This window comes from Alteribacter aurantiacus DSM 18675 (genome assembly GCF_000429705.1).
In the GTDB taxonomy this organism is placed as follows: domain Bacteria; phylum Bacillota; class Bacilli; order Bacillales; family Salisediminibacteriaceae; genus Alteribacter; species Alteribacter aurantiacus.
Genome location: NZ_KE386943.1, coordinates 179907 through 200663, shown reverse-complemented (window position 1 = coordinate 200663; position 20757 = coordinate 179907). Strand labels below are relative to the sequence as shown.

Sequence of the window (20757 nt, the reverse complement as noted above, 5' to 3'; positions counted from 1 at the left end):
TTTGGGTAGGATTCTGCTTCTGATCATGGGCTCTTTTTTCTTAAGGTAGAAAAAATCGGATTTGCGGTAGGATTATTGCTTTTTGTGGTAGGAATATCTCTCTTTGCGGTAGAAAAAAGCGGCGTTTAGGTAGAATTCAGCTTCTGATCATGGGCTCTATCTTCTTAAGGTAGAAAAAATTAGATTGGCGGTAGAATTACGCTGCATTTCGTAAGAACCCTTCCTCTCTCCAGCACAAAAACAGCACCGCCCAAAAGGCGGTGCTGCACCATTTATTCAAACAACTTCAGTTCATCGATTCGACGCACGGCTTCTAGTAAAACGTCTTCATCGGCGAGGAGGCCAACGCGCAAATAGCCTTCGCCGCTCTTGCCGAATCCGTTGCCTGGCGCGGTGACGACGTGGGCTCGGTCGATCAAAATCTCTGAGAATTCTTCCGACGTATACCCATCAGGCACCGGGAGCCACGCGAAGAACGATCCTTTAGGCATCGGCACTCTCCAGCCGATCTCGTTCAACGCGTTAATAAAGACGTTCCGGCGCCGCTCGTAGGTTTCAACGAGATCATTGACCGCCGTTTGGTCGCCAATCAAGGCTTTGGCCGCTGCTTGTTGGACCGCTCCGAACAAGCTTACGTAGCGGTGATCTTGTATCAAGTTGAGGTACTTTATCACAGACGGATTGCCCACGGCAAAACCGACGCGCCAACCTGCCATGTTGTATGTTTTCGAGAGGGTGTACATTTCCACTCCAACTTCTTTTGCTCCCGCACTCTCAAGGAAACTACGGGGCTTTTTTCCATCGAATCCGATGGCACCGTACGCGAAGTCATGGACGATGCAAATGTCGTGTTTTTTTCCCAACTGAACGGTTTCATCAAAAAAGGAGCGGTTGGCCACTCCGGCAGTGGGGTTGTTCGGATAGTTCAAAAACATAAGCTTAGCCTGGTCCAACGTGTCACTGTCGATCGCGCCATAGTCGGGTAAAAAGCCGTTCTCCTCCAGTAGAGGCATGAACGCGGTTTTCGCATTGGCCAAGGCGATCCCGGACATGTAATCGGGGTAGCCTGGGTCGGGTAAAAGAGCGGTGTCTCCAGGGTTCAGGAGGCATTCACTGATTTCCACGAGGCCGGTTTTCGCGCCGAAGAGGACGGCCACTTCCGTATCGGGGTCCACGTCCACATCATACTCCCGCTTGTAAAATTGGGCGATCGCTTCTTTTAAAAAGCGGTGACCGGTGAAGGGGGAGTATTTGTGGTAAGTCGGATCCGTCGCGGCCCCTTGAAGTTCTTCGACGATGTGATCGGGAGTGGGGAGGTCGGGATTTCCTTGCCCCAAGTTGATCAGGTCGTGACCTTCAGCGGTGAGCTGTTGGACTTTTCCGGCGAGCCGGGCAAAAAATTGCTCGGGCAGGCGTTGTAATGTATGAGAAGGTTTGAACGTATGCATGGCTATCACTCCAAAAATAATTCTCGTAATACTTGAAATAGTAACATAAATCTTATACTGTTGATCACAACGAGTACGAAATGGGGTCAGACTATGAACATTGCAATCATTCAAATGGATATCGCTTTTGGCGATCCGAAAGCAAATGAACGTAAAGTAGAACAGTATTTTCACGAGGCGTGTCAAAGCGCGACGGACGTGGTTGTCCTCCCAGAGCTTTGGACAACGGGTTATGACCTTGATCGTCTCGATGAGATCGGCGACCTGGAAGCGGCCGGTGCGATTCAATTTATCGGCCAGTTGGCTAAAAAATACGGCGTAAACGTCGTGGCGGGCTCGGTTGCGAAGCGATCCCAGGATGGTGCGATCACGAATACGATGCTCGTGATCGATCGAGACGGGAAGCTCGTAAAAGAGTACTCGAAAGCCCATTTGTTTCGCCTCATGAATGAGGAAAAATATTTGCAGGAAGGCAACACGGACGGGCTGTTTGAGATCGATGGAGAGCTGTCCGCCGGCGTGATCTGCTATGATATTCGCTTTCCGGAATGGATCCGTACCCACATGCTCGCAGGGGCGAAGACACTTTTCGTTGTAGCCGAGTGGCCGAAACCTCGTGTGGATCACTGGCGGGCGTTGCTCATTAGTCGCGCCATCGAAAATCAGTGCTACGTGGTGGCGTGCAACCGCGTTGGGAGCGATCCGAACAACGAATTTGCCGGACATTCCATCATCGTAGACCCGTGGGGCAAGGTCGTTGCCGAGGCTGACGGGGTGGAGGAGACGGTCCTTCGCGGCGCCATCGATATGGGTGAGGTGGACGCCATTCGTGAGCGGATGACCATTTACGAGGACCGCCGCCCAGAATTATACAAGCTTTAGATGGGATTAGGGACAAGCCTTTTGGGCTTGTCTTTTTTGTTGTTTGAGAATGGGTGCAGAAAGAAGCCTCGTAATTCTTCCAAAAGGCGTGTTATTTCTTCCGGAAAAGGGCGTATTCCTGCCCAAAACAGCAATAATTCTTCCACCCAAAAAATACCTGCCCCCCAATCCCAAACAAATACACGCCCCCACCAAGAGAGCGTGCACAAAACCCTTACTTCGTCTTCGCTTCCTCAAACTCCGGATCGTTGAACGTGTGCGCCACCCAGCCCTCAGGATCGATGAACAAACGAACAGCCACAACTTGACGCTCATCACTCAGCGTAAAGAAGTGAGGCACGTTTACCGGAACGGAAATTACGTCGCCAGGCTCCAAATTCACATCAAAATAACCCGTATCTTCACCTTTAATCACAAACGTGCCTGAGCCCGCCGTAATCGCCCGCACTTCATCCTCTGTGTGCGTATGCACTTGCTCAAACTTCGCCAGCAATTTATCCAAATCCGGCGTGTCTTTATTTAACGCAATCACGTCCCATTTCTTGTAGCCGCGCCGCGCCGCCAACGAACGAATCTCCTCGTCAAACGTGGCCAGCACCTGCTCCTTGTCCTCGTCATTCAAATGGCAAACCCCTTGCAACTCCTCAGGCAATTTTGCCGGCTCCCAAAACTCATACAAAACCTCCTGGCTATCTAAAAACGCCCGAACGTTCTCTTCTCCGCGAATTTCCTCACCTGTGTTACGTACATGAATCACTGCCATCGTACATTCCTCCTTAAAGTTTGTATAATCGCTTTTTCAACGTATAGCTAAACAAAAATTCAAAGGCTTCCAAATGCTTTTTCGCTTCAAACCCATTTCGGCCCCACACGGTAATGCCGTGATTTAAAATAAGCACCCCGTACACGCCCGGCGCGATCTGCTCAGCCACCGCATCACCCAGTCGCTTGAGATCTGCATGGTTCTCCACAATCGGCACCGTAATTTCACCATCTTCTTCCCAAATGTTGAACGCCTTGATCAGCTCCTGCCCGCGAAACGTGACAAATCCTTGACCCGCGTACAAATCCGAAATCACATTGTTATCGACTGTATGAACGTGGAGAGAACACCCCGCATCGGTCCGCTCATAAATTCGCTGGTGAAGAACCGTCTCCGCCGACGGCTTCAGCGCCGTATCCTCAACAGGACGCCCATCAGCCCCAACGAGCAAAAAGTCCTCGCCGGTCCGCTTTCGTTTGTCCTTCCCACTCGCCGTGACCAAAAACGTCAACGGGTCATCACTCACCTTGATCGAAAGGTTCCCACTCGTTCCCGGAAACCAATCCCGCACAGCCAACTCATCTTTAATGTCAGCAAGCTCGTTCCATCGTTCATTCACTCGTTCCTTCGCAATCGTCATCGTCGTCCAGCCACCTCTCGCTGAGTCTCCAACTGCCCAATCACATCATAAAACGTCTCAAAAGACGTGTGATTCAAATTCAACTCACGGCACTTCTCGAGCAAGAAGTCGTCACAAGCAAACACCTGATCCGCCACTTTCGCCGCCTCAAGATCCGTAATCGAATCCCCAATCACAATCTTGTAATACTCATCATCCGGGTAATTCCTCAAAATTGATGCCTTGCAGCACCCGCAATCGTTCTCGCACCCCTCATCACACGCATGAGGCCACGTAATCCGAATCCTCTCACCGGAAAAATCGCTACCATTACAATACGTCTGATCAATCAACCCATAAGGCTCCACCAATGGATGAACGAAAAAATCAATCCCGCCACTCACCACTTTGAAATCAAGGCCCCTGTTTTTTGTGAAGGCTAAAAATTCGGCGAATCCCTTTCGAATCTCCGCCTGTTCCAAAACGTAAGCGGTTATCTCCAGTTTCTTCGCGCTTGAAAGAAGTGCAAACATCCGCCCCACGCCTTCGCGAATGGAGATTCGCTCGGCCAACACATCATCCTTCAACGCTTCCCATTCGGGCGGCGCAAATTTCTTCATAATCGCAATGATATTGTCTTTCGTCGTAATCGTCCCATCAAAATCACAAAAAATAATCGGCTGTCTTTTCATCAACCGGCTCATTGTGGCTGCCCCCAAAGGTCGAGCGCCGTCTCAAGCTCTCGCTTTTCTTTGGCCGTTTCAGAAAGAGACTCTCCTCTAAGTACCCCGTCGATCGCCTGACGGAACGCACGTGCGCCCGCTTCGGCACCACCCGGATGTCCATGAATCCCACCACCAGCATTGATCACCGAATCTACGCCAAAATCATTCGCGAGTAGGGGAGTCAGCCCCGGGTGAATCCCTGCAGACGGTACAGGAAACGCCGTTTTCAAAGCGTTACTTTCTTTTGTAAGAGCATGTTTGATCGCAAGCGTATCTTCTTTTTTCATCGCCACGCTACCATACGGAGACGGGAACAACACAAGATCCGCCCCTGCCAAACGAAGGAACTTCCCTAAAAGGACTTCGTTTGAAAACCCGTAAAACGGTGACGCCGTGAGCGCACCGGACACCGCCGGATGAGCCATGATCGGAACGGAAATCTCCGGATCTTCCGCAAGGCTTTGCAACACATCAAGCCCGTAAGCAAACACGTTAAACAGAAGAGCAGAAGCCCCAGCATCAACAGCCCGCTTAGCTTTCTCCTTTAGTTCAAACGTCCGCCCACTCAAATTCACAGCGTAAAGGGTTTTCTCACCCGTCGCCTCATAGGACTCCCTCACTACCGAAGCTCCTACACGAACCCGCTCATCAAAAGGAGTAAGAGGGTTATCAAACAAAATCTCATCATCTTTCACCAAATCCACCCCGCCACGGGTCTGACCCCGTAACTGTGTTTCAAATTCATCGATCCCTTTTCCGATCATCCCTTTAAAGATGCTCATCAATAGAGGGCGATCGTGGACACCGAGGGTTTCACGAATCCCGTTAATGCCTACTTTTGGTCCTGGGAACTTGGCTTCAAGCTCCTCACTCAATTCCACATCCACCAATTTCACTTCACCGTCCAAAGACAGTTTTCCGAAGATGGTCGTTAAAATCGCTGGAATGTCGGCGCTAAAGTTCGCCGCAGGATACTTTATTTTTAAAAGACCGGTCGTTCTCGTTTCAGGGAAGAAGCGCACCGCTTCCTCTGATTGAGGGATGGCTTCTACTGATACCACTTCTCCTTTATGCTTTTCAAGCTGCTTTTTTTCAAGGGATGGGAGGTGGGTCCACGAGCCGATCGTGAGGCCCAGGGCAATCGCTTCCCCTTTTTTCTCAAGGTCCCCTTTTTTGTCATGCACAAGGTACGTTGCTGTAATGTGGCTCAACGTGTAGCACTCCTTTCAGTGTTAAAAACTAAAAAACGTCCTCTTCAAAAGAGAAGAGGACGTAAAAGGTCAGGTCAGGTCCTCTTATCTGTCATGCTTTCGCTTGAGAGAATTAGCACCTTGAATCAGCGCAGGTTGCGCCAAAACAGGTTGCCGGGTTTCATCGGGCTCGTCCCTCCACCTGCTCTTAATAAGAGTGTTGCGTTTTTCAATTGCTTTGAATTATGACAGGGATTGAGTTGTCTGTCAATTGAAAAAATAAATTGTTTGAATCTATTGACAAAAGATCGTTCAGCTTTTAACATAAGGCTCAACATCTTTTTTCCAACCGCAGGCATCCGCTTGCACAACCAATTGAATACCATCTCTTATCGAGAGCTGGCTGAGGGAATTGGCCCTGTGAAGCCCGGCAACCGACCTAATCACCCTATGTGGTGAAGACTTTTAAAGGTTTTAAGGCACGGTGCTACATCCAACAGATAGCGACTTTTCGCTAGTCTGAAAGATAAGAGGACGGACACACACCTTTCCGCCTCTTTCTTTCATAGAAAGAGGCTTTTGTTTTGTAGTTTTTGAGGGTTAGAGGTTGAAGATTACTTGTCCAAAGAGTTCCATTGCGCTACAGGCGACTGTTTTTTGGAGCTTTGATTGATGAAGAGAGGAGGGGGATGCAGCCGACATGGCCTTCGCTTTCCGCGGGGGCGCCGGTGAGCCTCCTCATGCTTCGCATTGCGGGGTCTCACCCGGGCTCCCGCTCCCGCAGGAGTCTCGGCCCTCTCGGCTGCATCCACTTTCTTACAAACGGGAGTTGCGAATAAACAATTATTAACCATGCGTCTTGGTCTGAAACACCTTTCTCTATTTTGAGTTTTGGTTGATAAAAAGAGGAGGGGGGATCCGCTACAGGCGGGCGCTTTCCGCGGGCATCGCTTCAGCCTCCTCGAGAAAACCACTCTGCGGGGTCTTCAGCTGATGCTATTCCCGCAGGAGTCGCCACCTTTCGCTTCACTTTTCTTCTACAAGTAGAAGTACTTTGGTGAAAGGCATAATTCTAAAAAGGCTCTGTGCTACTCTAAGCCAACTTAAGGGTAAGAGAGCGATGAAGCCGGAGTGCCTGAGACTCCTGTGGCTGTGGGAGCTAGGCTAGACCCCGCACCGCGCAAGCGGGAGGAGGCTTGCCAGCACCGCCACGGAAAGCGAAAGGCACGCAGGCTTCATTCATCAATTCAGAGGGTTATAGAGAAAACAAAAAGCAAGCGGGCTTACATTTATTAACAGTCCAGAGGCACTCAGCCTCTACATAAAAGGGGAGAGATGAACAATGAAAAAAGCAAAATGGTTGAAGGCAACAGGGGTGGCACTCGCAGCATCGGTCTTTTTAGTCGGATGTGGAGCAGAAGACGAAGCAAACGAAGCACAAGGAAGCGTCGAACTAGACGGGGTACCGGAGCGATTTGCCAGTGGAGAAGGCTCCAAAGTAAAAGTCATCCGCAAAATCGGCGGTGACGATCACACGGCACAATTCCTAGCCGGCGTACAAGAAGAAGGCCAAGCAATTGGCTTTGACGTGACGACCTTCACAGCAAACGGCGACACCGCCCGCTATCACGACGCCATCGATCAGGCCATCAATGACAATTACGACGGCCTCATCCTTTCACACGGTGACGATGCAGCGACCTACGATGCCGTAGAACGAGCACGCGAAGAAGGCATCGAAGTTGTCGCGTTTGATTCGATCTCAGAACTTGAAGACATCGACGGCGTGACACTCACATCCCAAGATGACGAAGCACTCGCCCAGCTTGCACTGGATCAGCTCGTCGAAGACTTCGACGGAGAAGCGAATATTCTTTACCTATGGGTAGACGGTTTTCCACCAATGGTACGACGTAACAACGTCTACGAAGACGTGCTCAGCGAAAACCCTGGTATCAATGAACTCGGTCGTTTCGGGGTAGCTGCTGAAGATACGAGCACCCAAACGCAAAACGCCGTGTCGGCCCTTTTGAACCAACACGGTGAAGGAGAAATCGACGCTATTTTTGCCACATGGGACGCCTTTGCCATCGGCGCTGCCCGCGCGATCCAAGAAGCAGGCCGTGAAGAAGTGAAAATCTACGGCATTGACGTATCAAACTCGGACCTTGAAGTGATGCAACAAGAAAACAGCGCGTGGGAATACACCGCCGCCGTTGACCCGAAGCTCGTTGGTTCAGTGAACCTCCGTATTTTAGCCAAAAAATTAGCCGGCGAAGACACGCCTGACACATACGACCTTGAAGCCACCCTCATCAGCCGCGACCAGCTCTTAGAAGCCAATGAGCCCGTGAACATGGTGAACCTGGCCGACATCATTCCTGGCTGGGGCGAAACGGACGCATTTGAGGAAGACTGGATCAAAACCCTTAAAGACCATCACGAATAAACAGGTGATCGAATGACACTCACAATGACCGACATCACAATTGAATTTCCCGGCGTGAAGGCGCTTGATCGGGCCTGTTTCAACACCAGGCCCGGCATCGCCCACGCCTTAATCGGCGCAAATGGGGCAGGCAAATCGACCCTCATGAAAGTGTTATCCGGCGCCTACACCCATTACACTGGCCGCATCACAATCAACGGGAACGAGGTCACAATCCGCTCCCCGAAAGACGCCAGAAACCTCGGGATCCAAATCGTCTATCAAGAAGTGGACACGGCCCTCATCCCGTACTTGACCGTCGCCGAAAACATTATGCTAAACGAATTCGTCGCAAACACAGATAAAAAAACGCTCGTCGACTGGAAAACCATTCACACCAAAGCCAAAGACATCTTACGTGACCTAAACGTTCAACTATCTTCACGTACCCTCGTGAGTGATCTTACGTTGGCTGAAAAACAAATGGTTCTCATCGCCCGAGCTGTTTCAACGGACTGCAGCTATTTAATTTTAGACGAACCAACAGCGCCTCTCAGCTTCTCGGAAACCGAACAGCTCTTTCGCGTCGTAAACGACCTTAAGAAAAAACAAGTAGGCGTGGTCTTCATTTCTCACCGCCTCCCGGAACTCTTTGACATCTGTGAACAAATCACGGTAATGAGAAACGGCGAATTTGTCATCCAAGAAGCCATTCCCGACACATCCATCGCCCGCGTCGTAGAACAAATGCTCGGCGAACCGCTCGAAGAACAGTTTCCGAGCAGAACGAGCACGCCAAAAGACGTGAGGCTTCAAGTCGAACACTTAGCCGACGGTGACAAAGTAAAAGATGTCACTCTCAACGTTCGAGCAGGTGAAATTATCGGAATTGCCGGACTAGTTGGAGCCGGGAAAACCGAACTCTGCAAGCTCCTGTTCGGAGCTACTAGTAAAAAAAGCGGCCGCGTCGCAATCGATGGAAAAGAGATCACGCTCAAAACCCCCTCAGACGCAGTCCGCAGGCGTATCGCCTTCGTCCCGGAAGAACGGCGGAAAGAAGGGGTTCTCGTAGAAGAATCGGTAGTCACGAACCTGACCGCCGCAAGTGTGAACAACTTCCTAAAAGTGTTCAGCTTTCTCGATTTCAAAAAAGAGCGCTCAAAAGCAGGGGAGATGATCAACGCCCTCGGCATTAAAACACCGACAGCCGATACCCTCGTCCAAAACTTGAGCGGAGGAAACCAACAAAAAGTCGCAATCGGCAAATGGCTCGTGTCAGACGCCGACATCTACATTTTCGACGAACCAACCAAGGGAGTTGATGTCGGGGCGAAAAAAGACATTTTCGACCTCGTCTCCGCCCTCGCGGAAAAAGGGAAATCGGTCATCTATGCCTCGTGCGAGTTGGCCGAAGTAAAAGGAATCTCCGACCGGATTTACGTCCTGTACGACGGACAAATCACAAAAGAACTTTCGGCATCATCGACGAACGAAGAGGAACTGTTATACCTCTCCACTGGAGGCAAGTAGCATGGCACAAACAAACACAGAAACCACCAAACCACAATTTGATATTTTCAACTTTCTTTATAAATACGGCACGATCATCCTCATTTTCGTCCTGATCATCGTGTTCGCATCGGCCAATCCAGCCTTTTTGCAAACCAACAACATCATCTCGATTTTAAGGTCGATCTCTATCGTCACGATCATCGCGATCGGCATCACGATCAGCCTTTCTGTCGGCGGCTTCGACCTTTCCGTCGGCTCGGTGGCATCACTCGCGAACGCCATCGTGATCTCCATGTTCGTCTGGTACGGCCAGCCAACACTGATCGCGCTTGTAGCCGCCTTCACAGCGGCGTTACTCGTTGGTCTTTTCAACGCCTTTATGATCGTAAAAGTAAAAATACCGGACCTTCTTTTGACACTCGCCGTCATGTTCATCATCCAAGGCGTGGCCCTCACGTACACAAGAGGCGCCACCATCTCCCAAAACATGATAATGAGTGACGGAAGCTACGCCACCGGGCAAATCAGTCCGATATTCGCCAAGCTCGGGCAAGTACCCTACATCATTATCATCATGCTGGTGGCCGTCGTGGTCGTTCACATTTTTCTTACGTACACAAAGCACGGCCGCTACATGTACGTAATCGGCGGTAACGAAGAAGCGGCCCGCCTGAGCGGAATTCCGGTCAACAAATACAAAGTCGTCGCCTATCTGATGAGCGCTTTCTTCGCCGCTCTCGGTGGCATCGTCCTTGCTTCCCGTGTCATGACTGCGGAAATCAACGCTGGCGGCCCGTATCTCATGGATGCCGTCGCCGCTGCCTTTATCGGATTCGCCGTTCTCGGAGCGGGCAAGCCGAACGCATTCGGAACATTTATCGGCGCCGTACTCATCGGCATTTTAGCCAACGGACTGGTCATGATGAGCGTCCCGTATTACGCCATGGACATCGTCAAAGGAACCGTCCTCGCCCTGGCGCTCGCCGTAACCTATTACAAACTCAAATAATTCGGAGGGATTGTGATGACAAATTTTACAGCCGGTTATTTCACCATGACCGAACAAGAAGCTGTTGAATATGCCAAAGGAACTCTCGACTTCTTTGCCCCAGACGCGGAGCTTTCGTGCAAAGAAATCGGTGATGGAAACTTGAACTACGTGTTCAGAATTGTTGACGCACACACCGACCGTTCACTCATTATCAAACAAGCCGGCCCCGTCGCCCGCATATCAGACGAATTCAAGCTCTCCCCAGACCGCAACCGAATCGAGTACGATATCCTGCGCTTGCAAGGGGAGCTCGCACCAGGATTCGTCCCAGAAGTCTACCACTACGATCCGGTCATGAACTGCACAGCAATGGAGGACCTTTCCCGCTTCCAAATCTTAAGAACCGCTCTCGGAAAGCACCAATCGTTCCCTCATTTTGCCGACCATATCACGACCTTTCTCGTCAACACGCTCCTCTCCACGTCCGACCTCGTCCTCGGTCATAAGGAGAAAAAAGAGCTCGTCAAACAGTTCACCAACCCGGAGCTGTGCGAGATTACCGAAGACCTTGTGTACACGGAACCGTTTTTTCACTGCCCACGAAACGACGTGTTCGAAGGGACCCGCTCCTTTGTTGAACGTGAAGTTTGGGCGGATGAAACGTTAGCGTTGGAGACAGCAAAGCTCAAGTTCAATTTCCTAACGAACGCCCAATCACTTCTTCACGGCGACCTTCACACCGGCTCGATCTTCGTCACAGAAGACGAAACGAAAGTGATCGATCCTGAGTTCGCCTTTTACGGACCGGCCGGCTACGACATCGGCAACGTGATCGCGAATCTCATTTTCGCCTACGAAAACGCAAAGGCTACTGACGGCACACCCGAGTACCAACGCTTTTTACTAGAAACGATCGAACAAGTCGTCGATCAATTCAAGACCAAATTCACAGCCGCCTTCCGTGACCAAGCAACCGAACAAGTCGCCCGCTACGAAGGCTTTCTCGAAGACTATCTAACCGGCATTTTGCAAGACACCGCAGCGGTCGTAGGCCTCGAACTTTGCCGGCGCGTGATCGGCATCGCGAAAGTCAAAGACCTGACCGACATCGCCGACCCAGAGCGCCGAACCACCGCCGAAATCAACTGCCTAACACTCGGCAAACAGCTGATCCTGAACCGCCGCGACTACCAGACGGGCGACAGCTTCATCGCCGCTATCAAAAAGGAGGACACACCATGACCACCACCATCCCCATCGTCCAATCCGTCCGCCTTACAGCCGACGGATCCGGCGTAGTGATCTTAGACCAAACCCTCTTACCTGGGCAAAAAAAATACGAGACTCTCTCTACCCCTGAAGCCGTATTCGACGCCATCATCCACCTAAAAGTAAGAGGCGCCCCAGCCATCGGCATTGCCGCGGCCTACGGGGTCTATCTCGGCTTAAACCAGAGCACCTATGCTCACATAGACGAAGCCCGAGTCGCATTTCAACGCGTTAAAGCATACTTAGGCTCGTCCCGCCCAACCGCCGTGAATCTCTTTTGGGCGTTGGAGCGAATGGAGAAGCGGTTTGAGAGAGTAGAAGATGTTCGTTTAGTGGCCGAGGCGCTCCGTGATGAAGCAGAGCAAATCCGCCTAGAAGATGAGCGAGTATGTGAAGCGATCGGTGTGCACGCGTTGGAACTTCTTGAGCCCGGAGACGGCATTTTGACTCATTGCAACGCAGGAACTATCGCCACCGCCAAATACGGCACCGCACTCGCACCTATTTATTTAGGCGAAGAGCAAGGCTACAATTTTAAAGTGTTCGCCGACGAAACGCGTCCCCTCTTGCAAGGCGCGCGCCTCACCGCGTGGGAACTGAGCGAAGCCGGTGTGGACGTGACGCTCATTTGCGACAGCATGGCCTCCATCGTTATGAGCGAAGGCAAAATCCAAGCCGTTCTCGTCGGTTGCGATCGCGTCGCCGCAAACGGAGACACAGCCAACAAAATCGGAACCTCCGCCGTCGCGATCTTAGCCAAGCATTATGGGATCCCGTTTTACGTATGCGCCCCAACGTCCACAATCGACCTCGCATGCGAAACGGGAGCCGATATTGAAATTGAAGAGAGGGCAGCGGAAGAGATTACCTCAAAATGGTATGAAGAACCAATGGCCCCCGCGGGCGTGAAAACCTATAATCCCGCATTCGACGTCACGAGCGGCGACTTGATCACCGCCATAGTGACAGAGAATGGCGTGGTGAGAGGAGATTATTTCAGAGAATTGAAGACAGTGGTGGGGGAGAGATGAGACAAGCCTTTTGGGCTTGTCTTTTTTGTGGGGAGGAAGGAGGAGTCGGGGAATGGAAGATTCGCCCTCAATATGAATTAATTCACCCTGGATATTAAATAATTCGCCCTCAATATTGATTAATTCACCCTCAATCCAAATTAATTCGCCCACTTCCCCAAAAAGCTACCGCAAAAGTGAATCTAATAGATATCGTCTCCCTTTTGTAGCCCCTACTGAGCGCAGATTCAACTTGTTAAAAATTCTAGTAGCGCTCTTTGAAGTCTCAATACAACAAAAATCTCTCAATTGGCTATTAGTAATCGTATCTCCCACCATAAAATAATAATCTCGCAACGTTTCAATAATCGCATCATTAGAACGCAGCCCACACGCCCTGCAAACCCAATTCTTATGTTTACGCTCCATCGCGAGCACTCCACACTTGGGACAATGCACGCCCTTCTTAACCTCATCAAACGCCACACGATAGCGCTCTATCCCAGTCTTAAACGACGCCCGATGCCCTTCAAGCAACACCTTATCCAACCGTCCAAGAACCTCTTCACCCAATCGCTCCTCACGATGATGTCGCCCAAACTCCGACATCTTATATTCCAAGAAAGGAGCTCGGATCACGCGCCCCTGATCCCGGTAGTTCGCCGCAATAATTACCTCGCAGCTCGGATTAGCCATCACCACAAGATATTCAATTGGCATTGAAGGGAATCCGTTCGCACGCAGCCAAACACTCAATTGTTTGCGCTGCTGCTTCACTTGAAGAATCGGGTCGGGAAACGTCTTTTTTAAACCTTCATAAGAGAGTCGGGTAAGTTGATGAGGGAATTCCGAGAGGGTGGCCGACTGGCTGGAGATATACTTCACTTCTACAATTAACAAATATTCAGGAAAAGTAAGGAGGAGGTCCACTTCAAAAGTTTCATTGTTGTCGAGGCATAGTAACTTTAAGTTATGATAGATGTTACTTGAAGTAAGAGGGCAGTTTTTTTAAAAATACGCTACCGTCTTTTCCCCTTTAAATCCTGCAGCATACGCTTTGTAATCAGACTCCATAAAACCATATTGAGGGTGAGAGGAAGACACCCGCCTTAGAGCAACTTCACTAACGAGGAGATCAAGAGGTTTTTCGAGGGCTTACGAATGTTCAATCCACATCATCCTTTCTTAAAATCAATCAGCCTAAAAAACTCATCCACGACAATATAAAACGAGGTCACTGAAAAAGTAAAAAATACCTTTTTCAGTGTCATTTTTTTGATAAAACTAGGTTGCGAACTCCAAAAACCCTAAGCCATCTTCGCCGTCTCATTCAAATCTTCCGCCGAGCGATTGATCGAGTTGATCGCGTCGCTAATTTCATCCACACCTGCAACCAAGTGATTCATTTGTTCTTGCACTTCTTTCACGCTCCGCACATTTCCATCCATGGTCTCTGTAATCGTGTGGAACACTTGGTTGGTCACTTCGGACTTTTCTTTACCCGAGTGGACGGCTTTGTTTACTTTACCCAAGGCATCGTTAACGTTGGCCGTGTATTCTCTTGACGTTTCAATGAGCGCTTCAATGCGCGTAGTCGAGTCCTTCGTTTGTTCGGCCAGCTTTCTCACCTCATCAGCGACGACGGCGAAACCGCGTCCGTGCTCGCCGGCACGGGCGGCTTCGATCGCGGAGTTTAAGGCAAGCAAGTTGGTTTTGTCCGCGATATCCTCGACGATTTTGATGACCGCACTGATTTGCTTGGACGAGTTGATCAGCTCTCCAACCATCTCGTTCATTTCGTTCGTGTACGTCATCAACGCGTCGATTTGACCGGTCAATTCCGTCAAATGCTTTTGCCCATCACTCGCTGAACGCTGAGCGGACAACGAGTTGGCGTTCGTGGACGACACCATACGCTCCACATCTTTACTGTTCAATTTCAGGTTGTCCACCGACACAGACGTTTCCTCGACAGTGGCCACAAGTTCGCTGCTCACACCGAGAATGTTAGTGCGAATCTCAACTCGCACCGCTTCGTATTCCTTCTCTTTTTGCAGCATCGTCTCACGCTCGTACGCTTCCAAAACGATTTGCTGCTCCAAGTTCAAGATCTTCGTAACGGCAGAGATCGCCCGCTTTTTCTCCTCAACAGCCGGAACATGTTCAAAGATAATCTCTGTCAACGTGTCTTGCAGGTTTTGAAACGCACCCATATACCACGCCGGTTTGAGGCCGATGTGAAAATGAATTTTTGCCACACGCAAACGTTTGTCCAAAAAGCTATCGTCAATCTCACCGTTAAAAAGCTCAATCAAGTGCTCCTGAAGCGTATTGCGAAGGCGCTCGATCGTACTATGATTTCGAATCATCTGCTCTAGCTCCGGAACAGAAACGACCGTATCGTAAAACCCGTTCACCAACGTGCCGATTTTCTCTTTAATATAAGGCTCGAGAGCGTGAATAACCCTCAAATCGTCGATAGTCAGATGAATCATCTCAATTTTGGCCAATATCGCCTCGTCTTTTACCTGCATCTTTGCGTCAATCGTCTCCAAATCCCCAAACAACATCGTCTCTCTTTTCTTCCACTTTACAACCATTATCCATTCCTCCCACTGCGCAATCGCCTAAACCCCTTGAATCAAGTAAAAAGCGTCAATATTTTAACTATTCCCCTCAATAAGTATACCGTTATTTGTCGGAATATGTATAGAAAGACCCAGACCTTTTTGGCTAAAAAAGAAGGTTCACTCTCTGATTAGAGTGAACCTTCGAACGGCATATTACGATTTGAAGTCTTTAGGAGTCATGAATGTTTAGAGGTGTACATTTCTTTATATAGAAACATATTGTTGTATGATTTTAATCACATCTTGTTAAAAATTAAAAGTTTTTAGTTTACTTTAGAGTTTTATGGTAGTATTATTCTATATAAAGAACAAAAGGTTGTGGAAGAGGTGGTTTTTTTTAACGTTTTTGTTCTTTATAAAGAACTTCAGGGGGTGTTACTGATTAAGAGTATATTAATTTTTACTCTGGTCATATTGTTTGGAGCTATTCCTTTCATAGTTGGGAATTCGAACAGTCAAGAGAACACTCAAAAAGAAGAAATAACTGAAATAACGACACATGCAATGAGGATCGTGAATAGTGACTTTAAAAAAAATGTAAAGTTTACACATTTAATTAGACCCCAATACTACGATGAAGACGAAAAGCATTGGAGATTAATATGGAATGATGAATTTGATGGTGATTCATTAGATAAAACCCGTTGGAATATTGAATATTGGCCAGCTGAAAAGAACAATGAATTACAATATTATACTCCTAATAATGTAAAGGTGGATAATGGAAACCTTATTCTATCAAGTAAAGAGGAGTATTATGAAGGACGCTCGTATACATCTGGCGCAGTTCAATCTAAAGACAAATTCAATTTTAAATACGGAAAAATAGAAATGAGAGCTCGCCTTCCAAAGGGAAAAGGGATTTTTCCAGCATTTTGGCTTTTACCAAATGGAGAAGAAACATGGCTTCCTGAAATCGATATCTTTGAAATGATAGGTGATGAACCAAATGAAATATGGATGGTGGTTCATATGGAAGATAAGAATGGAAACCTTTTAAGGGATTATAGCTCATATGTTGGGGATGATTATTCCTATAAATATCACACTTTTGGAATTGAGTGGACCTCTACGGAAATAAGGTGGTTTATTGATGGCATTGAAAGGTTTAAAACCAAACGATTAGTACCTAACGAAGAGATGTACTTGTATATAAATACTGCGATTGGCGGAAATTGGCCAGGATCTCCGGATAAAACTACGTCCTTTCCTCAATTTTTCAGTGTAGATTATGTTAGGGTTTATCAATTAGAAGGGGGAGAGTAAAATGATGATTTTTACACTAGTTTTATTTACGGTATTTATCATTTTTCAAGTTCTGTATATCTTTGTGCCCCTATTCGTTGTGAAAGAAAAAAGAGAATATATTAGAACCAAAGATGAAAAAGCTATTACCATTTTAATACCAGCATTTAATGAAGAAAAGATAATCATGAACTGTATAGAAGGGGTTTTTCAGCTAGACTATGAAAACTATGAAGTCATTATTATAAATGATGGATCCCGTGATCAAACAAAAGAGTTACTGATAAAAGAATTAAAAATGAATAGGTGTATTAAGAGATCTGTGGGAGCTTTATCTTACAATCAAATTAAAGGTCTATATAAATCTACGGTTTATCCAAAAATAACTATGATTGATAAGGATAATGGAGGAAAGGCCGACGCATTAAATTCGGGTATTGACCATTCTGAAAGCGAAATAGTGATTACTTTAGACGCTGACAGTGTTCTCGACCCAAACTCATTGAATGTAATTAATAGCAAGTTTAATGACCAGTATATATTAGCTGCAGGTGGAATGGTGCAGATAGGGCAAGGTTTTTATGGGAAACTAAAGAACCTTAAACCAACTTTTTACACGAAAGGTTTAATAAAGTACCAAATTATTCAATATCTAACAGATTTTTATTTACACAGGTTAACACAAACAAAATTTCAATCTATGACAATTATCGCAGGTGCTTTTGGTGTTTTTAGAAAAAGTATATTGCTGGAAGTGGGGGGGTATCGGAAAACGGTTGGAGAAGACATGGATATCACGCTCCGTTGTCTCACATTAATAAAAGCGAAGTATAAGAAGCATAAGCTCGTCTTTATTCCCGAAGCCATATGCTACACAGAATGTCCTTCATCTTTTGTTGATCTATATAAGCAAAGAATAAGGTGGCAAAAAGCATTTCTCGACTGCATCCTTAACTATAAGACTGCTTTTTTTCATAAACTTGGTATAGCACCTTCCATCTATTTGTTGTTTGACTCTTTTATTCTTGGAACAATTAATGCGTTCTTCACAATAATTGTATGTGCCACCTTAGTGGCAACACAAGGTAATTATATGGTAGCTCTAGCATTCTTGTCTGTAACCTTCTTACTAGCTACTTATAGAAGTATAGTAGCTATGGTTATCAGCAGAAGGTTTGGTTTGAAATATGGCATAAAAGATTACCTTAGGATTTCCTGGTTTATTCCTTATGAAATTATAACTTACAGGTTACTAGGCTTAATCTTCGTTACTTTTGGAACATTTATGTATATAAAAAACAAAGAAGGATGGGACGTTTCAAAAAGGGATGGAAATAGTTTTCAAACTACCCCTGTTAGGGAGAGGATGAGGAAGGTGAGCTCATGAAAACTGAGTTAGTAAATATTCTTCTATTGGTAACCTTCGTATTTTTATTTAGTTCAATTGTTAACTACTATTATGATGACTTTGCATCTGCTATGGATGGTAATGTTGATCTATTAGTAGAAAGTGGATCAGCAGATTCTATAAAAATGATTGATCAAAAGAATCGAGAGTCAATGGAGCTCAGTCTCAGCGAAGAACAGGCAGAAACTGATTCTAATGTACAGGCGCAACTGTATAGTGAAATTAAGGCTAATTTCATAAAGAGTGCTTTTACAATAACCTCAAGGATATTTACAAAACTATACTTCCATTTTGAAACATAAACACAATCGTACACTTTTATGAGAGAGGTTATAATAACAATGGCAATTTTACATTTGAAAGTTAAATGAGGGATTGCAATCATATAAATTTTGGTTACTATTTCTCCCCTTATAGTCTATTCAAAATCAATCCATAATCAAATGGCGATAATATAGATAAAATCTGAGTAGTGTCGAGATAAGTGAATCCGTAATTGTTAAAAGGAATATTTTGTTTAAGCCCCACGTCAGAAATTCGACAGGGGCTTAAAGCTTTTATAAAAAGAGAGCCCCGCTTTATGTAGCGAGACTCATAGAAAATGATTCACGTATACTTCGGCTTCATCTCGCCGCTTTCGATCTCTTCAATATAATGACAAGCAGCGTTGTGGCCTTCTTTCATCATGTCCGCGCCGGTGTTTCTTAGCTCAGGCACTTCATTTTTACACTTGTCCGTTGCGAACGGGCAACGAGTGTGGAAACGACAGCCAGTCGGCGGGTCGATTGGAGAAGGAACGTCGCCTTTTAACACAATCTGATCGCGCTTCGCGTTCGGATCCGGAACAGGAATCGCGCTCAATAGTGTCTTCGTGTACGGGTGCTTTGGATTATCGAAAACCGACTTCTTATCGCCGATCTCCACAATTTTACCCAAGTACATGACCATCACGCGGTCGGAAATGTGACGAACAACACCCAAGTCGTGGGAGATGAACAAGTACGTCAGGTTGAATTCCTTCTGAAGTTTCTTGAGCAAGTTCAAGACTTGTGCTTGAATCGACACGTCCAAGGCAGACACACTCTCGTCACAGACGATGAGCTTTGGATCAACCGCAAGCGCTCGGGCGATTCCGATACGCTGACGCTGACCACCACTGAATTCGTGAGGGAAGCGGTCCAATTGGTGAGGTCCGAGACCAACCGTTTTCATGAGCTCCATCATGCGGTCGAGACGCTTCTCTTTTGGCACAACGTTTTGAATTGCCATTGCTTCGTTTAGTACTTGGCGAACCGTTTGACGAGGGTTGATGGACGCGTACGGATCTTGGAAAATGATCTGAAGATCTTTACGACGCTTACGCATCTCGCCCTTACTCAAAGAGAGAAGATCTTCCCCGTTGAACGTCACTTCACCGCTCGTAGGCTCGTCCAAGCGAAGGATCGCGCGCCCCGTTGTGGATTTACCGCAACCGGACTCTCCTACGATGCTTAACGTTTCACCTTCACGAACGCCGAACGTGATGTCGTCAACGGCCTTTACGTCGTTCACGCGGCGGCCGAAGATTCCACCTTTGATCGGAAAATACTGTTTAAGATTGTTGACTTGCAGCAGATTCGTAGTCATGTTTGACGTTCACCTCCGGGCCGTCCCACTTGTCGGTGTGAATCCAACAGCGGACTTGATTTCCGTTCTCTTCTTCCTCTAAATGAGGGAGGCTTTCGCGGCACATGTCACGTGCGAACGGGCAACGTGGGGCAAAGCGGCAGCCTTTAGGCATATCATCAGGTGTTGGAACCATCCCTTTGATGGTGCTAAGTTCACCTTCTTGATCAATATCGTGACGAGGCAAGGACTTGAGTAGTCCTACCGTGTACGGGTGTTTAGGATTTGCAAATAGTGAATTCACATCGGCATACTCTACGATTTTACCGGAATACATAACTGCAACGTAATCACAGGTTTCAGCTACAACACCGAGATCGTGAGTAATTAAGATTACACTCATGCCGAGCTCGTCTTGCAGGTTACGCATCAAGCGAAGAATCTGGGCTTGAATCGTAACATCAAGAGCAGTTGTCGGCTCATCGGCAATCAACAGTTCCGGGCGACAAGCGAGGGCGATGGCAATCATCACACGCTGACGCATGCCACCGGATAGCTCGTGAGGGTAATTCTTCAAACGAGCTTTCGGTGATGGAATCCCAACTAACTCAAGCATTTCCAACGCTTTTTTCAATGCTTCTTTTTTCGAAAGGCCTTGGTGAATCATGACCGCCTCGGCTATTTGATCCCCAACTGTAAATACGGGGTTCAACGACGTCATTGGCTCTTGGAAGATCATTGAGATCTGGTTACCACGGATGCGTCGCATTTTCCCCTCTGATTTATCGAGCAAGTTTTCACCGTTAAATTTAATTTCTCCGCCCTTTACTTTGCCGGGCTCGGCAATGAGGCGCATGATGGAAAGAGAGGTGATACTTTTTCCGGAACCGGACTCTCCAACAAGTCCGAGCGTTTTACCGCTTGGCACGGAAAACGTAACGCCGTCAACGGCTTTCACTTCTTTTCCACCAACAAAAAAGGATGTTTGCAGTTCGTTTACTTCAATAATATTTTGGTTGTTTTCCACAGAAG

18 protein-coding genes and 2 riboswitches are annotated in these 20757 nt (G+C 47.5%); of the genes, 9 read left to right on the top strand and 9 right to left on the bottom strand.

Features of this window, described 5'->3' with window-relative positions; translation table 11 throughout:
• Nucleotides 1-272: 272 nt before the first annotated feature.
• On the bottom strand, nt 273-1448 hold the full coding sequence (locus tag G476_RS0119415; protein WP_026691552.1) for a pyridoxal phosphate-dependent aminotransferase: 1176 nt from the start codon (nt 1446-1448) through the stop codon (nt 273-275).
• Nucleotides 1449-1541: 93 nt separating this feature from the next.
• Between G476_RS0119415 and G476_RS0119410 the strand changes: the two genes are divergently transcribed.
• Nucleotides 1542-2330, top strand: coding sequence for a carbon-nitrogen family hydrolase (locus G476_RS0119410; RefSeq protein ID WP_026691551.1), 789 nt, complete (start codon nt 1542-1544; stop codon nt 2328-2330).
• A gap of 214 nt (nt 2331-2544) precedes the next feature.
• Here the strand turns inward: G476_RS0119410 and G476_RS0119405 are convergent, their stop codons facing one another.
• Genes G476_RS0119405 through G476_RS0119390 form a run of 4 tightly spaced genes read right to left on the bottom strand, consistent with a single transcriptional unit; the run spans nt 2545 to nt 5648 of the window.
• On the bottom strand, nt 2545-3093 hold the full coding sequence (locus G476_RS0119405) for a cupin domain-containing protein (protein ID WP_026691550.1): 549 nt from the start codon (nt 3091-3093) through the stop codon (nt 2545-2547).
• Nucleotides 3094-3106: 13 nt separating this feature from the next.
• Nucleotides 3107-3733, bottom strand: a complete 627-nt coding sequence (locus G476_RS0119400) for a methylthioribulose 1-phosphate dehydratase (RefSeq protein ID WP_026691549.1) — start codon at nt 3731-3733, stop codon at nt 3107-3109.
• Nucleotides 3730-4404 (bottom strand): 2-hydroxy-3-keto-5-methylthiopentenyl-1-phosphate phosphatase, encoded by a 675-nt coding sequence (locus tag G476_RS0119395; RefSeq protein WP_026691548.1) that lies wholly within the window; start codon nt 4402-4404, stop codon nt 3730-3732. Before G476_RS0119395 ends, G476_RS0119400 begins: the two co-directional genes overlap by 4 nt.
• Before the next feature lie 8 nt (nt 4405-4412).
• Complete coding sequence (locus G476_RS0119390) at nt 4413-5648, bottom strand: 2,3-diketo-5-methylthiopentyl-1-phosphate enolase (protein ID WP_026691547.1); 1236 nt, start codon at nt 5646-5648, stop codon at nt 4413-4415.
• A gap of 81 nt (nt 5649-5729) precedes the next feature.
• Nucleotides 5730-5845, bottom strand: a riboswitch (SAM riboswitch).
• Between the two features lie 168 nt (nt 5846-6013).
• Nucleotides 6014-6160: riboswitch (SAM riboswitch) on the top strand.
• An 809-nt stretch (nt 6161-6969) separates the two neighbouring features.
• On the opposite strand from G476_RS0119390, the gene G476_RS0119385 reads away from it, so the two are divergent.
• Genes G476_RS0119385 through mtnA form a run of 5 tightly spaced genes read left to right on the top strand, consistent with a single transcriptional unit; the run spans nt 6970 to nt 12858 of the window.
• Nucleotides 6970-8076, top strand: coding sequence for a sugar ABC transporter substrate-binding protein (locus G476_RS0119385; RefSeq protein WP_026691546.1), 1107 nt, complete (start codon nt 6970-6972; stop codon nt 8074-8076).
• Nucleotides 8077-8088: 12 nt separating this feature from the next.
• A complete protein-coding gene (locus G476_RS0119380) occupies nt 8089-9585 on the top strand; it encodes a sugar ABC transporter ATP-binding protein (RefSeq protein ID WP_026691545.1) in 1497 nt (498 codons plus the stop codon).
• 1 nt (nt 9586) lies between these two features.
• Nucleotides 9587-10576 (top strand): ABC transporter permease, encoded by a 990-nt coding sequence (locus G476_RS0119375; RefSeq protein WP_026691544.1) that lies wholly within the window; start codon nt 9587-9589, stop codon nt 10574-10576.
• A 15-nt stretch (nt 10577-10591) separates the two neighbouring features.
• Nucleotides 10592-11800, top strand: coding sequence for an S-methyl-5-thioribose kinase (gene mtnK / locus G476_RS0119370; protein WP_026691543.1), 1209 nt, complete (start codon nt 10592-10594; stop codon nt 11798-11800).
• Entirely contained in the window at nt 11797-12858 is a 1062-nt protein-coding gene (mtnA, locus tag G476_RS0119365) for an S-methyl-5-thioribose-1-phosphate isomerase (protein WP_035187467.1), read from the top strand. Before mtnK ends, mtnA begins: the two co-directional genes overlap by 4 nt.
• A 165-nt stretch (nt 12859-13023) precedes the next feature.
• Here the strand turns inward: mtnA and G476_RS0119355 are convergent, their stop codons facing one another.
• Complete coding sequence (locus G476_RS0119355) at nt 13024-13818, bottom strand: nuclease-related domain-containing protein (RefSeq protein WP_084405856.1); 795 nt, start codon at nt 13816-13818, stop codon at nt 13024-13026.
• Nucleotides 13819-14144: 326 nt separating this feature from the next.
• Nucleotides 14145-15437: a globin-coupled sensor protein gene (locus G476_RS22605; protein WP_051314955.1), complete on the bottom strand. Its 1293-nt coding sequence runs from the start codon at nt 15435-15437 to the stop codon at nt 14145-14147.
• A 357-nt stretch (nt 15438-15794) separates the two neighbouring features.
• Between G476_RS22605 and G476_RS22600 the strand changes: the two genes are divergently transcribed.
• From G476_RS22600 to G476_RS0119335, 3 genes are read left to right on the top strand one after another with little or no spacing between them, the layout of a single operon-like run.
• Nucleotides 15795-16733 carry a glycoside hydrolase family 16 protein gene (locus G476_RS22600; protein WP_245579706.1) on the top strand — a complete coding sequence of 313 codons (939 nt, stop codon included), beginning with the start codon at nt 15795-15797 and terminating at the stop codon, nt 16731-16733.
• 1 nt (nt 16734) lies between these two features.
• A complete protein-coding gene (locus tag G476_RS0119340) occupies nt 16735-18099 on the top strand; it encodes a glycosyltransferase family 2 protein (RefSeq protein ID WP_026691540.1) in 1365 nt (454 codons plus the stop codon).
• Entirely contained in the window at nt 18096-18422 is a 327-nt protein-coding gene (locus G476_RS0119335; RefSeq protein WP_026691539.1) for a hypothetical protein, read from the top strand. The genes G476_RS0119340 and G476_RS0119335 overlap by 4 nt, the downstream gene beginning before the upstream one ends.
• Before the next feature lie 304 nt (nt 18423-18726).
• Here the strand turns inward: G476_RS0119335 and G476_RS0119330 are convergent, their stop codons facing one another.
• Both G476_RS0119330 and G476_RS22595 read right to left on the bottom strand, forming a co-directional pair.
• On the bottom strand, nt 18727-19746 hold the full coding sequence (locus G476_RS0119330) for an ABC transporter ATP-binding protein (RefSeq protein ID WP_026691538.1): 1020 nt from the start codon (nt 19744-19746) through the stop codon (nt 18727-18729).
• Complete coding sequence (locus tag G476_RS22595; RefSeq protein ID WP_035187465.1) at nt 19712-20752, bottom strand: ABC transporter ATP-binding protein; 1041 nt, start codon at nt 20750-20752, stop codon at nt 19712-19714. The genes G476_RS0119330 and G476_RS22595 overlap by 35 nt, the downstream gene beginning before the upstream one ends.
• Between the last annotated feature and the right edge of the window lie 5 nt (nt 20753-20757).

Bases quoted from the DNA above. Each gene is read 5' to 3' on its own strand.
- G476_RS0119415 (WP_026691552.1), bottom strand. From the start codon at position 1,448: ATGCATACGTTCAAACCTTCTCATACATTACAACGCCTGCCCGAGCAA.
- G476_RS0119375 (WP_026691544.1), top strand. From the start codon at position 9,587: ATGGCACAAACAAACACAGAAACCACCAAACCACAATTTGATATTTTC.
- G476_RS0119400 (WP_026691549.1), bottom strand. From the start codon at position 3,733: ATGACGATTGCGAAGGAACGAGTGAATGAACGATGGAACGAGCTTGCT.
- G476_RS0119330 (WP_026691538.1), bottom strand. From the start codon at position 19,746: ATGACTACGAATCTGCTGCAAGTCAACAATCTTAAACAGTATTTTCCG.
- mtnK (WP_026691543.1), top strand. From the start codon at position 10,592: ATGACAAATTTTACAGCCGGTTATTTCACCATGACCGAACAAGAAGCT.
- G476_RS0119335 (WP_026691539.1), top strand. From the start codon at position 18,096: ATGAAAACTGAGTTAGTAAATATTCTTCTATTGGTAACCTTCGTATTT.
- mtnA (WP_035187467.1), top strand. From the start codon at position 11,797: ATGACCACCACCATCCCCATCGTCCAATCCGTCCGCCTTACAGCCGAC.
- G476_RS0119410 (WP_026691551.1), top strand. From the start codon at position 1,542: ATGAACATTGCAATCATTCAAATGGATATCGCTTTTGGCGATCCGAAA.
- G476_RS22605 (WP_051314955.1), bottom strand. From the start codon at position 15,437: ATGGTTGTAAAGTGGAAGAAAAGAGAGACGATGTTGTTTGGGGATTTG.
- G476_RS0119380 (WP_026691545.1), top strand. From the start codon at position 8,089: ATGACACTCACAATGACCGACATCACAATTGAATTTCCCGGCGTGAAG.
- G476_RS0119340 (WP_026691540.1), top strand. From the start codon at position 16,735: ATGATGATTTTTACACTAGTTTTATTTACGGTATTTATCATTTTTCAA.
- G476_RS0119395 (WP_026691548.1), bottom strand. From the start codon at position 4,404: ATGAAAAGACAGCCGATTATTTTTTGTGATTTTGATGGGACGATTACG.
- G476_RS0119385 (WP_026691546.1), top strand. From the start codon at position 6,970: ATGAAAAAAGCAAAATGGTTGAAGGCAACAGGGGTGGCACTCGCAGCA.
- G476_RS0119405 (WP_026691550.1), bottom strand. From the start codon at position 3,093: ATGGCAGTGATTCATGTACGTAACACAGGTGAGGAAATTCGCGGAGAA.